Annotated in this window: 11 protein-coding genes and 1 tRNA gene; 5 read left to right on the top strand and 7 right to left on the bottom strand. The window is 52.4% G+C overall.

Features of this window, described 5'->3' with window-relative positions:
- Together ABJG22_RS04145 and ABJG22_RS04140 are read right to left on the bottom strand one after the other, a co-directional pair.
- Positions 1-1176: a histidine kinase gene (locus tag ABJG22_RS04145; RefSeq protein ID WP_348018981.1), complete on the bottom strand. Its 1176-nt coding sequence runs from the start codon at positions 1174-1176 to the stop codon at positions 1-3.
- On the bottom strand, positions 1173-2378 hold the full coding sequence (locus ABJG22_RS04140; protein WP_348018980.1) for a DUF2891 domain-containing protein: 1206 nt from the start codon (positions 2376-2378) through the stop codon (positions 1173-1175). Before ABJG22_RS04140 ends, ABJG22_RS04145 begins: the two co-directional genes overlap by 4 nt.
- Before the next feature lie 182 nt (positions 2379-2560).
- Between ABJG22_RS04140 and ABJG22_RS04135 the strand changes: the two genes are divergently transcribed.
- The 5 genes from ABJG22_RS04135 to ABJG22_RS04115 all read left to right on the top strand — a co-directional run bounded on the left by ABJG22_RS04135 (position 2561) and on the right by ABJG22_RS04115 (position 7598).
- Positions 2561-3850 carry an MATE family efflux transporter gene (locus tag ABJG22_RS04135; RefSeq protein ID WP_348018979.1) on the top strand — a complete coding sequence of 430 codons (1290 nt, stop codon included), beginning with the start codon at positions 2561-2563 and terminating at the stop codon, positions 3848-3850.
- Positions 3851-4009: 159 nt separating this feature from the next.
- On the top strand, positions 4010-5233 hold the full coding sequence (locus ABJG22_RS04130) for a cell wall hydrolase (protein WP_348018978.1): 1224 nt from the start codon (positions 4010-4012) through the stop codon (positions 5231-5233).
- 118 nt (positions 5234-5351) lie between these two features.
- Positions 5352-6725, top strand: coding sequence for a 3-deoxy-7-phosphoheptulonate synthase class II (locus tag ABJG22_RS04125; protein WP_348018977.1), 1374 nt, complete (start codon positions 5352-5354; stop codon positions 6723-6725).
- A 2-nt stretch (positions 6726-6727) separates the two neighbouring features.
- Entirely contained in the window at positions 6728-6961 is a 234-nt protein-coding gene (locus ABJG22_RS04120) for a hypothetical protein (protein ID WP_348019041.1), read from the top strand.
- An 85-nt stretch (positions 6962-7046) separates the two neighbouring features.
- Positions 7047-7598 (top strand): hypothetical protein, encoded by a 552-nt coding sequence (locus ABJG22_RS04115; RefSeq protein ID WP_348018976.1) that lies wholly within the window; start codon positions 7047-7049, stop codon positions 7596-7598.
- Positions 7599-7608: 10 nt separating this feature from the next.
- On the opposite strand, the gene ABJG22_RS04110 is transcribed toward ABJG22_RS04115, so the two are convergent.
- The 5 genes from ABJG22_RS04110 to ABJG22_RS04090 form a co-directional block, all read right to left on the bottom strand.
- Positions 7609-9873, bottom strand: coding sequence for a CHASE2 domain-containing protein (locus ABJG22_RS04110; RefSeq protein ID WP_348018975.1), 2265 nt, complete (start codon positions 9871-9873; stop codon positions 7609-7611).
- 49 nt (positions 9874-9922) lie between these two features.
- Entirely contained in the window at positions 9923-11290 is a 1368-nt protein-coding gene (locus ABJG22_RS04105) for a FecR domain-containing protein (protein ID WP_348018974.1), read from the bottom strand.
- Positions 11291-11292: 2 nt separating this feature from the next.
- Positions 11293-11988, bottom strand: coding sequence for a response regulator transcription factor (locus ABJG22_RS04100; protein WP_348018973.1), 696 nt, complete (start codon positions 11986-11988; stop codon positions 11293-11295).
- A gap of 242 nt (positions 11989-12230) precedes the next feature.
- Positions 12231-12305: transfer RNA gene (locus tag ABJG22_RS04095), tRNA-Gln, on the bottom strand.
- Between the two features lie 85 nt (positions 12306-12390).
- Entirely contained in the window at positions 12391-13494 is a 1104-nt protein-coding gene (locus tag ABJG22_RS04090; protein ID WP_348018972.1) for a branched-chain amino acid aminotransferase, read from the bottom strand.
- Between the last annotated feature and the right edge of the window lie 75 nt (positions 13495-13569).

Here is a 13569-nt window from a genome sequence, read left to right as displayed (position 1 = left end):
TCAGATATCCTGAAATATCAAGGACGAGTCAGGCAAGACTATCGTTGCAGTGGCCATCCCATCCTTATTATTGGCCAGAAGAAAAGAGGCATTTTGGCCATATAATACTCTCAACCTATCCTGAATATTAGTGAGGCCGGTGCCGGTACCGGAAGCTTGGTCTCGCGAATCTCCCGACAGGTTTTTTACCCTCCCGTCATTGGTAACGCTAATACGCAGGCGATCTTCTTCGATCTTGACCGAGATAATAATTTTAACGGGCTGATCGGTGCCCGACATGCCATATTTCACAGCATTTTCAATCAGCGGTTGAATGATCAACGCAGGGATACTCCAACCAATTGCACCCGGCTCAATATCGACAATATAATGCAGTCGTTCAGGAAAGCGCATCCTCTCTATCTCAAGATAGCGGACCTGTTGCGCAATTTCCTCCTCGACCGCAATCATATCCTGCGCGCCGCCGGTTAATACCGCGCGCATATAGTCCGCGAGATCATCCACCAGTTTTTCAGCTTGTTCATTTTCCCGATCGATGATCAAACTGCTTACAGAATTCAGCGCATTAAAAACGAAATGCGGGTTTAATTGGTAACGCAATGCGCGCAATTCACTCTCTCTATTCACCAGCTCCATCTGCCGACTTTGCGCGGTCATCCGCTGCACATCCTGACTATGGGCAAAAGCCAGATATAAAGCGCCCCAGCTGGCCAAAATGAAATAGCGCGTGAAAGCTTCATCCAGAGCATAAGCCCAATCGAACGAAGCGAAGTCCGGCAAAGCAAAAAGATAAGTGAAGTCAAAAAGAGCGGCATCATGATCGAAAACAATTTGATCAAGAATGGCGATCAGATTGGCAAAGATCATTGTCGGCAGGAAAAGTACAAATATTGCCGCCCCCATTCCGCTGCCGCGCACGACAACGAGCATACGATAGAGCATCCAAGTGAAGAAAATGCAGATGCTGGTCATCAAAATGCGTTGAACGAACAAAGCATCGGCGTTGGTCTGTGTCACATATAAAAACCGGCTGCTCACAAATAGGAAATATGCGCCCCATATCCCGAACATCGATTTAGCTGCCAAATCCCGATTGACGGGAAATATCCGATCAATCAGCGAAACCGCCGGGGCCTCTGCATCATTGGCCGATCGAAGAGCCGATTCCGCTGTCACGAGGCCGGATTGCCGCCATCTTCGTCAATACCTCTACGGGTACGCCAATAGGTCGCAAAACTGGCTAGCCAGTGACTGCCAGAATAGTGCGGCGTACGCACCGACTCCTCTCCCGAATTTCCGTGCAGCATCGCTGATGCAAGGAGCGATGCACGACGCGCATCATCTGCCGGCAGCGCAGAAGCAATACCTTCCAGCGCCCAAGCGCGGGAAAGATTGAGGCCATCGAGATGCACCAATTTCCCATCCGTTGGATCGTTGACTATCCCAACATCTAGCCAGTTGTCACTGCCATCCGACGGGATAGCGGGTAAAAATTTCGACAACCAATCAGCATATTCACCATCATCCATAACCCGCCGCATCAAGTCAGCGACCATGAAGCAAGAAGAAAGAAAATCCTCCCCGGAAGGTTCATAAGCCATAGGACAATTTTGGTCATTGCGATGGAATTTTCGTGCCTTGTCACGCACGAGATTGCCCATTTCGACGTCACCACTACGCACGGCCCAATCAAGGAAAAGTCCAAATGCAAAGGCGGACTGATTGTGCGTTCCCAGCCGGATCGGATAGGCCAATTTCGGTAACCAGTCTTTGATATTTCCAACGATTACCGCTTCTAAGGGCTCCAGTCGAGCAAGCCAGACCTTGGCTTGCTCCGCTTTCCTACTATTTCCATCCGCAATTTCACGCAATTCGGCGGTCAGTTGTAGAAACCAAGCAATTCCATAGGGGCGCTCAAACGCTTTGCGGCCTTCGCCATTAAAATAGGCCAGTTCACCAGCGACTTTTTCGGTCGTAAAATTGGCTGCCAGTGCTGCCGCAATCTCATCATCCATTTCCGGGACCAGATCCTGCCCCCATAAACGGGTCAACAACCAATGGCCGTGAACCGCGCTGTGCCAGTCAAAACAGCCATAAAAAACGGGCGTCAACTTTACCGGCTCCGCAACATCATCCGCGCTGTTTAGAACATGGCTGATCTTGTTGGGATATTGTTTGTTGATACAGTTGAGGGCGATCCGTACATATGCCTGTTCCGCTCTGCGAGGTGCCAGGCGATTATCCGCCGGATCAGGTGCAGTATTACGCCGTTCGAATACATCCCGTTCTTGCGGCGATTGTTGTTGCTCTTCATCCGCAACCGAGCAACCTGCCAATATCACGATGATTAGCGCGACCAGTCCTTTTCTATAGATCATCCAACGCCCTCCAAATGCTATTTAATACTAGAGATCAATTGACCCCTTGGCAAAAGGCTATAGTGCAAAACAACTCTTTAGCCATCGCCATATCCGGCTAGGCGACTTGCAGTGGAACCGATGATATCACGACGCAACCCGCCATCTTCCTGACCGGTAGCCCGTTGCGGCATATCACCACAATGGCATTGACCGCCAGCATCGGTATGCTGACCATGTTCTTGGTCGATTTTGCCGATCTATTCTATATTGCACAGCTCGCCGACAGCGCATTGACAGCGGCAATGGGCTTTGCTGCCACAATCCTGTTTATCGGTACCGCCTTCCATATCGGTCTCATGATCGCCACCAGCGCGCTTGCCGCTCGCCATATCGGTCAAGGTGACCCTGATCGTGCACGACGATATCTGACCAACATATTGGTGCTCAGCACAATCATGATATTGCCCTTGGCCCTGCTGTTCTTCAGTTTCGCGCCTGAAATTCTAGAATTGGCCGGTGCCGACGGAACTGCAAATCAAGCAGCGACGAGCTACATTCGTATCGTAGCCCCGTTCATGCCCTTCAGTGTGGCAGCAATGGTCTGTTCAGGCTTCCTGCGCGCCCATGGTGCGGCCCGGCGCGCTATGAATGTGACGCTCAGCATGGGGATCACCAATGCTATTTTGGATCCGATTTTTATCTTCGGTTTCGAATGGGGCATGAATGGTGCCGCGATCGCCAGCGTCTGTGCGGCTGTCATTTCAGCGATGGTCGCTATATGGTCGATCATGAAGCATTACGGTGGTTTCGACCGTTTTTCACTTCCAAATTTTCGCCAGGATATAAGCCCGATACTAGCAATTTTGATTCCGGCAATCCTCACCAATGTTGCAACCCCGATCGGTGGGTTCATTTCCTATCGATTCGTCGCCGACTATTCCGACGATGTGATAGCGGGTTTTGCGGTCATAGGGCGGATCGTGCCGGTTGCTTTCTGCCTGATGTTCTCTCTTTCCGGCGCTGTGGGTCCGATCATCGGTCAGAATTTCGGCGCATTGAAATTCGACCGCGTCCGCACGACGCTCCAACAAGCAACCCTGTTCGCCTTCGCATACACCCTGATTATCTGGCCTATTCTATATCTTCTCAGCGGTCCGATCAGCGATGCATTCCATCTACAAGGCGAAGGCCGCCACGTATTCTGGCTATTCACCGCGCTTTTGACCCCATTATTCTTCTTCAATGGTATGTTGTTCATCAGCAACGCCGGCTGCAACAATCTTGGTCATCCCACATGGTCTACCGTAATGAACTGGCTGCGCAACACAGTCGGGCTTCTCCCCTTTCTCTGGATCGGTCGTGAACTATATGGACTGGATGGTATCATTATTGCCCCGGCCATTGGCGGCATAGTTTTCGGCATAGCCGGATATGCCGTTGCCCAATATCTAGTGAACGTGCAGGAACGCAAAGCGACGTTAACCTATTAATTTATCGGCAAACTGCGTCCCGCGATAGAACAACAGCTTTTGCCCCTTACATCACTTCACAAAATCGCCTATATTGTAGGTATTTCGCCCCTTTGATCCAGATCAGGTATATAAACCGTGCGCGTCCCTCCCCCATATGTCCCGCCATTGAGCCGCCATATGCCTGACTATGGTCAAGGCGACGAGGCCGTCGGACCGTTATCTGTGGACCGCGAAACGTCGCCGCACGGCGAAACAACACAACAAGCATCGCACTCCGCGCCATCGTCAAACCCAACCCAGCCTCTATTTTTCGAAAAGCTCACCATCCGGGAACGGGTGCTGGCGGCATTTTTCTTGATCGCTCTGATCCTGATTCCGGTGAGTATGTTGCAATCAAGCGTCGATGCCCCACAATTCAATCCCAGCGACCCTGGATTGCAATCGGTCGAACGCGCAGAGGAAAATTTTGCGGGATCTGCCTTTTATTTCATCGATGCTGGTCCTCTTGTTCCACCGGGAACTGAATCGTCAGATGAGGGAGGAAATCGTGATTTGATGTCGCCAGCTCACTATATCCCTCAAACTGCCTTTCGCGGTTCTGCAATCGACAATAGCCGCGCGCTGCATTGCCTGACCCAAGCAATCTATTACGAGGCGGGCATGGAGCCCGATGCTGGACAACGCGCGGTCGCACAGGTCATATTGAACCGAGTCCGGCATCCTAGCTATCCAAACACCGTTTGTGGGGTGATCTATCAAGGCAGCGAACGCGCAGCGGGTTGCCAGTTCACCTATACTTGCGACGGTTCTCTACGCCGCAAAGCAGCCCGCTTTCATTGGGATCGCGCAAAAACAGTCGCTGCCGCAGCACTGTCCGGTAAAAGCTATACGACTATCGGTACAGCCACCCATTATCACGCCAGCTATGTCTACCCCCGTTGGGCACCAAGCCTGCGATTCCTTGGTACGATTGGCGCGCACCGTTTCTACAGTTGGAAAGGCAATGCTGGCAGAGCTGCAGCCTTCAGCCAGACGTATCGCGGTAATGAACCCTCGCCGACGCCAAAACCGCGCCGCCATAATGTTGCCAATGGTCCGAATTCCTCGCTCGACCCTGTTGCGCTGGAAAAGGCTTATGAAACGAACCGACGCAAGATTGAAGCTGAAGCCGCCCGGTCGGAAGCAGCAGCGCTAATGGCTGACAATATTCGCCGCAATAGTCAGCTTTCTCCGGCATTAGATGTTGGCTCGCCGCAAACCTACAAAACACCACGGTACAGTGCCGAAGCAAAAGCCAAAGGCGGTGATCAAGCCTTTGCGGGGCAAAAACTGCCCAACGCCGGCAAAGTCAAACCTGAATTCCGCAACAGCGGTAGTTGGAAGAAAAGACCCGAGGGTTAGATCAAAGCGGCAGTTTCCCGATAGTTTCGTTGGCAACCAATCAGGGTTTTCCTTGCCATCGCCCTTGACTCCCGCCTAAAGGCTCTCGATTTTATTGGAAACGAAGCGGAGCGCTCTAATGGCGACGAATTGGACGGCAAATAGTTGGCGGGATTTCAAAGGGCTGCACATGCCGGAATATCCCAATGCCACCAAGCTGGCGGAAACAGAAGAACTGCTCAGCAGCTACCCGCCACTGGTCTTTGCCGGCGAAGCGCGCAGTTTGAAACAAGAACTGGCCGAAGCCGCAGCAGGCAAAGCATTTCTGCTGCAGGGCGGCGATTGTGCGGAAAGTTTCGCGGAATTTCATCCCAACAATATCCGCGATACATTTCGTGTCATCCTGCAGATGGCCGTAGTGCTGACCTATGCATCGAAACTGCCCGTCGTCAAAGTCGGTCGCATGGCGGGCCAGTTTGCCAAGCCACGCTCCTCTAATGTTGAAGTGCAAGATGGCGTCGAGCTGCCAAGCTATCGCGGGGATATAATCAACGGCATCGAATTTGACAGCGGTCGCCGCGATCCCGATCCTGACCGGATGATCCGAGCCTATAATCAGGCGGCTGCGACCCTGAACCTGCTCCGCGCTTTCTCGACCGGCGGATACGCCAATCTCAAGGAAGTTCATGGCTGGACGCATGATTTCATGGCCCGCAGCCCCTGGGCGAAAAAATTCGAAGAAATGGCTGACCGGATCGGGGAAGCCCTCTCCTTCATGGAAGCGTGCGGGATCAACCCCGATACCGTCCCGCAATTGAAAAGCACCTCATTCTACACCAGCCATGAGGCTCTTTTGCTGCCTTATGAGCAGTCTCTGACGCGTCAGGACAGCCTGACTGGAGAATGGTATGACACCAGCGCCCATTTCCTATGGATCGGCGATAGAACCCGGTTTGAAGGTTCCGCTCACGTTGAATTTCTGCGCGGAATCGGCAACCCGATCGGACTGAAGTGCGGTCCTTCACTGGAACCCGATGCGCTTCTAAAAATGCTGGACACCCTCAACCCTGCACGCGAAGCCGGCCGGATCACTCTGATTTCACGTTTTGGACATGACAAGGTCGAAAGCGGCCTCGCACCACTCGTCCGGGCCGTGAAACGGGAAGGCCATCCTGTCGTTTGGTCCTGCGATCCAATGCACGGGAATGTCATTAAAGCGGACAGCGGATATAAGACCCGGCCGTTTGATCGCATTCTCTCCGAAGTACGCGGTTTCTTTGCTGTTCACCGAGCCGAAGGCACGTTTGCAGGCGGCATTCACTGTGAAATGACCGGTCAGAATGTTACCGAATGCACGGGTGGCGGCGTGGCCATCACCGACGCGTCGCTCGGCGATCGTTATCACACCCATTGTGACCCGCGGCTCAACGCTGCGCAATCGCTAGAGCTCGCCTTCCTCTTGGCAGAAATGCTCAATCAGGAATTGTCGGACCGCACAAGGGAAGCTGCCTGATCATGGCTGAAAAGATACGCCCAGAACGGATGCGTCCGGAAGATTATGCACCCGGCGAATCGCCGATACGAAAAGGAGCCACCTACGTGCGCAAGGAGATTGTCAGCAAGGGTGTCGGATTCGGTAGCGCGCTGGCGATTGCCATCAGTTTCACCTCACATAAGTCGATTCTCTGGGCAATCATCCACGGCTTTTTATCTTGGTTCTATGTGCTTTATTACGCTCTGACGCGATAGCCACTTTCACATACACCCAATTTGCGTGACTTCTTAAAACCTTCGGGCTATCAAAAACAGAATGTAAAATCGGCTGGAGAATGTGATGACCAGATCACTTTCGTGGATATTGGTAGGCGCGACGATGGTTTCAGCATGTGCTGGACCGATCGAGACCCGCGTTGAAACGCATCAGGCGATAGCGGCGCCTGAACAAAAACAGTTTACGATGTCGGCAAACGAACCAATCGAAAATCGCGATTTGGCGCTCGCTCGCAACATGGTCGCAGAATCTTTGAGCCAGAGAGGCTATCAATCTGCTGAGAATGCATCGATATTGGTCCATGTTGCGCTCTCCAATCGCCCCGCAGACATTTCGGTCAATGCAGGTGCGAAAGACGCTGAACAGACAATATCTGCCGCAAAAAGCCGAAAGCGGTTCCAATCCTGCAAGGACAGAGAACATCGCATGACGATCAGCCTTTTCGATCAGGCACGCGGATCTAAATTATATTCCGGTAACGCAGCCGAATATCACTGCAATGGCACGATAGCGCAGTCCCTGCCCTTTCTCGTCGATTCAGCCTTGTCCGGATTGGACACCGAGGCCAGCGACACCCCGAGCAGCACAATCAAAACCCGCGAAGGCATTGAATAAGCCTTCCGATCTATTCTTTGATTTCCGGAGCCAATGGTAAGAGTACGGTAAAGCAAGCACCGCCATCTCGGGAATTTTCCCCTCTGATATGGCCACCATGCCGTCTGATCACTTTCGAAACAAAATTGAGGCCTAGCCCCGTTCCTTTAATGGATGAATGCGCCATTCTGTCATCGCTGGCGAACCGTTCGAATAGCTGACCGAGCATATCTTCCGATATCCCCGTGCCCTGATCGGCGATCGCTACGGACACAAAGGCTTGCCCATCCAATTCGGTCAGCCGGATCCCGACGGTCACAAGCCCGCCTTCCGGGCTGTATTTGATTGCGTTATCGATCAGGTTAACGAACGAACGATAAAGGCTCGATGGCTCGCCTATGATGAAGGCACCACCCGATCTGTCATCGACTTCACATCGAATGCTCCGCGCCTTACCCAATGGCCAAAGGCTATCATTGGCTTCCTCGACCAATTCCGCCAGCAATAAGTCTTCGCCGACAAATTCGCTGGAGTCGATCCGTGCCAGACCGACAAAATTGTCTGCTAGCGCCAATGTACGCCGTGCATGCCCCTCGATACGAGCTGTCGTCTCGTCAGCCTTCTGACTGTCAAGAAGCGCCAAAATGGCGGCTTGCGGCGCGCGCATATCGTGCGAAAGCAGTTGCAGCACCTCTTCCCTTTGCTGTGCAGCATTGGCGACTTCCGTGATATCCGCAAGATAGTGGATATGCCCCTTCAATAGGCCTTCATCCGACACCACAAGCGCCCGGCGCATCGCGAAAACCTTCCCATCCAATGACGTGAAATCGACATAATCATGGGTTTCCGGTCGATTCTGCAAATAGAGATAATCCTTAACCTCCTGAAGATCATCGGGGGATACAAAAAGGTTGAGCATATCATCGAGCGCAAGATCCTGTGCGCCGTCTTCCATCCCAACCTCTGCCAGATGGTTGACGAAGGTGACCTGGCCATCCAAATCGGTGATAAACATGGGGTCGGGAAGATTCCTCAAGGCATCACCAATGAAACGCCGCAAATCGCGAACGTGTGCAATTGCATGGGTCAGCTGTTCTGCTTGACCGGTAATGACATCAACAGGGCCAAGGTCTGGCCGCATGATTGGAATGTCTACGTTGGACCGATTGAAGTTCTGAAGCTCTCGATACATGAAATCGCTTGTCGCCTGCAGCCGCCGCCAGCCCCATATAGGATTGACCAAAATGACGCCCAAAAGGGCTGCGCCAGGCGCGAACCAAAGCCCAGACCGCATCAAGAGTGTGCTGACAGCCAGAATGATCAACAACAGGGCGAAAGAAACGATGATGGTCGTCCGCGGACGCCATCGCCAAAAGCCGATCAACAATATCCAGACGGGCAGTAGCGATAACAGCAGTTGTCGCGTAAAGGTTACCGGGCGAACAAAATCATCGCGCGCGATCGCACCATAGAGATTGGCCATGATCTCGACGCCCGCGAGAGTGCCCCCATCGCCGAGCGGAACTGGATATTGATCTCCCAAACCGTTGGCAGTGGCACCGATCAAGATGATCTTATCCTCCAAAAAGGCGCGTGGGACTCCTCCGTTGGCCAAAGCCATATAGGAGATAGAGGTAAAGCCTCCACGCGATGCAAAAGGCATTAACAACCGCTGATCACAAGCTTCCAAACGCTCGAAAGCGGCCGATGGCTGGCCTTCCACTGATCTATAAATTTGCTCCATCAAATGCGGCCAGGCTTGCCCGGAGGCCTTGTCCCCAAAGCACAGAGCGGCACGACGCACGACCCCGTCTTTGTCAAAGATGAGGTTCACATGCCCGATGCCAGCCGCAGCCCTTTCCAAGGGCAATATCGGCTGTTTGACATCATATTCCGCACCATCGCTGCCAGGAAAAATAAAATGGAGTGGCAAGAACAGGTTGGAATTGGCGGCCATCGCCTCAGCAAGTTGCGCATCGCCATCGGGCTCACCGGGCTCGCTAAGCAGAATATCGAAGCCAATCGCTTTTGGATTGCCATTGGCTAGCTGTTTGAACAGCTCTGCATGGCGTTCCCGTGGCCAAGGCCATTTCCCAAAAGTGGCAAGACTATCCTCATCAATTTCAACGATCAAAATGTCAGAATGCGGAGCGGGTCGCTCGATTTCAGATAACTGATCATAGACCAGATTATCGAAACGGGAGAGACTTTCCCAATAGGACAGCGCCACAACCACACAAGTTGCCAACAAAGCCACAGCCAGCCATTCAATGCCCAATCGCTGGCGCAGTCTCATCGGTGATTGTGCCTCTGCAGAGAATCGATCAAAAGTTTGGCCAAAGCAGCTAGTTGGCTACGGTCAGTTTTTCAAAATCGGTCCATTTTTGAATGGCTTCCGGATCTTCTGGATCAGTCGAGAATTGAATCACGCCTACGCGCCAATAATATTCTCCATCCATCAGATCCGATAGGGTGATGGTGTCCGTTGAAAGACCCACTTCATCAATAACTGGGATCGCCGTTTTGCTATCTTTCAGAATTTGGAGACGATAGAAACGCTGTCCGTCGCCTTCACCAAACCATTTGAACCGATAGCCGAAATCACCGGCATCGGCGCTTCCCCCCAAAGTACTGAGTTGACGCTTGAAGGAATAGGTCGCCGGCATGCCCTCGAAGCCATCAGCAGCCAATGCGGTCACTTTAGCAAAATAGCGCCCGTTGGGAATCGGCGCCAGATCAAGATCTGTGCCTTGTCCTTGGGTTTCCGACACGACATCAACAAATCCTGCGTCAGACGCCACCACGAGTCGATGACCGCTCGCCGCATCACGCGATACGATAGAAAATTGCAAGTCCGACTCCGACTGTACCTTTGCGGGATCCAGCAGTTCTGGCGGAGACAGCAGATCCGCTTTCGCAAGGCCGCCCGTTGCTGACGCCGCAGCACCGGTGCCTGCGGGTACGGAAATTAAACCACCGGCAGTAAGGCTATCTCCAGCCGCAACGACAATCGTACCTTCAACGGTTTCGGAAAAGGCAGTCCCTGATGCTTCATCGACTCTCGTGCGATAGTCCGTACCGCGAACCGCAGAGACCGCTACCGGCGTCCGAACGCGGTAACGATCGGCTTTCTTATCCAACGGCGCTACTTTCGACCGGATACGCCCCTTATCAACCGCAATCTCATAATCGACACTATCGGTGAGCAGAATATGGCGCAGACGGGTGATGGTGACCCGGCTGTTGGATGGCAAGGATACGCGCGACCCGTCTTCCAATTCCAACGTCAAAAAACTCCGGGCAGCTGTTGTCAGGCGACTCCCTTCACCAATATCCAGGCCAGCGACAGGCGTCAGATTCTGACCATCTGAGGCGATCGAAACCGCACCACGAAACGCGCTCAAATTGGCCTCGCTGGGGCGAAATTTCAACAAGTGAAACGGAATTCGAACCGATTTTCCTACCGGAATCTGCCGGGGGTTCTTAATGCGATTGATGCGCTGAACCGCGACATAGTCCGACTGCTTGCGAAAATATTTATTCGCTAGGCGAAACAGAGTATCACCGGGCTTGAAGACATAAGAAACTTGTTCGGATTCCAGTGTCTGCTGAGCCGTTGCTCCTGTGGGGGCAAAGGCCAGCACACAAATCAAAGAACCGACCAAAAGGCGTAAGCCCGATGATGAAATACGATCCCGAAAATCTTCCGACACAGTTACCCTCCGTTGCCAAGCGTCTCCAATCTGTAGCCATAGCCGAAAACGGTGAAAATCCGAAACCCGTTTTCGGGCTTCAAGGATAACTTAGATCGAATGCGCGAAACATGCATGTCGAGGGTCCGAGTCGCAAGATGTGCATTCGTCCGCCAGACCGTCTCCATAATATATCGCCGGGACAGGGTCCGGTCACGATTACGGAACATCAAATCGGTCAGTTCAAACTCTTTTGCAGTCAAAGCGATTTCTTTATCGCCATGCTGAACTGTCTGTTCGATGCGATTGAACAGATAGTCACCATATTGCACTGTTGTCTCCATGACGGAGGCACCACTGTTTCTGCGCAACAACGCATTGATTCGGGCTGCGATGACATCTTTGTCTTCCGGCTTGGTAATATAGTCATCAGCACCAGCATTCAGTGCATCACTAATATCCTGTTTGGCGGTACGACTGGTCATCATGATCACCGGCGGACGGTCTTCAACCGCGGTTTTCATCCATTCCAAAATTTGCATGCCGGTCTTGCGTGGCATGTTCCAATCTAGAATCACCATGTCAAAAGTATCCCGCAGCAAGGCATTGGTAAGGGACATACCATCCCCGTAACCTGCATATACGTGCCCCAAACCTTCAACAATTTTGCCGAGGAATTCAATTATCTCTGGATCATCATCCGCTATAGCTATCCGCATTTCTGTATCTCCCATCAATTTTTCGACGTTGGCCCGTCGAAAAACTGTATTTCTGGTCATTTAGTGATTGCGTTTTACAATCAATTGCACTGAGATTACCAGAAATACGACAAGTTAGTTACAATCATTTACAAATTGTAATATTCATTCGCATTAAGGATGTGCCGAGCCAGCTGTCTGGCCCCACTAACATCCGCAGAAATCAAAGGAAAACGCGTTCGATTTTGTGCATTTGCAAAATTTGGTTGGGGTGGCAGGATTCGAACCTGCGCATGGCGGCATCAAAAGCCGCTGCCTTACCACTTGGCGACACCCCAATATTGGCCGACCGTTCATTGTCAGACCGCGCCGTTGAACGGGCCTATTATCCAGTTTGCCTGCAAGGGGCAAGAGGCAGTTTATCTAAGATTCGAATAGCCGTTTAACCCAGCCATGATCATCGGGTGCGACCCCTCGCTGAATATCACCCAGCCGCCGCCGCAATTTCTCGGTCAGCTGACCTGGTCCGCCACTGCCAATAGTAAAATCACCATCACTAGACCGCACAGTACCGACGGCTGTAACAACCGCAGCGGTACCGCACGCGAACGTTTCAACCAGCTTGCCGCTAGCGGCATCCGCTTCCCATTGGTCAATTGCATAAGGTTCTTCGGCAACCGTCAAGCCCTCTTCCCGAGCAAGCGTGATGATCGACTCCCTTGTAATGCCTGGCAGAATCGTTCCACTCAACGGAGGCGTAACAAGTTTTCCATCGTCCATTACGAAGAAAAGATTCATGCCGCCGAGTTCTTCAACCCATTTATGCTCCGCCGCATCGAGGAACACGACCTGATCACATTCTTTTTCGATGGCCTCGGCCTGCGCGACCAGACTAGCGGCATAATTGCCGCCGCATTTGGCCGCACCGGTGCCGCCCGGCGCTGCACGGCTATAATGTTCGGACACCCAGATACTGATCGCCGACGCGCCGCTTTTAAAATAGCCGCCAGCGGGAGATGCAATCACCATGTAGAGATATTCTTTGGCGGGCCGGACACCCAGGAACACTTCACTCGCGAACATGAACGGACGCAAATATAGTGATCCGCCTTCAACGGACGGGAACCATTGCCGGTCGATATCAACCAATGATTCAACCGAATCGAGAAAAAGCGATTGCGGAAGTTCCGGCATCGCCATCCGCCGTGCCGAGTCCTGAAAACGTTTTGCATTTTCGTCCGGACGGAACAGCGCCGTTGCGCCGTCGTCCAAGCGATAAGCCTTCATACCTTCAAATATTTCTTGCGCATAATGCAGCACCGAGGATGCTGGATCCATCGATATCGGCTTTCTCTGGGTAATCTTAGCATCATGCCACCCGTCCGCTTCGGTATAGCGGATCATGGCCATATGGTCGGTGAACAGCGACCCAAAACCGGGATTCTCAAGCAGTTTTTCCCGCTCGCTGTCCGGCACGGGAGTCGCGCTCGGTTCCACGGTGAATTCAAGGTTTGTTACATCTGACATATAGTGCCGCTTTCGCTGAGAATCATGCCGACCACTGGAAGGATTGGAAGCATAATCCAATTGTCTTGCAATCCC

The organism is Parasphingorhabdus sp. (genome assembly GCF_039939955.1).
GTDB lineage: Bacteria > Pseudomonadota > Alphaproteobacteria > Sphingomonadales > Sphingomonadaceae > Parasphingorhabdus.
This window is presented reverse-complemented; position numbering and strand designations above follow the sequence as displayed.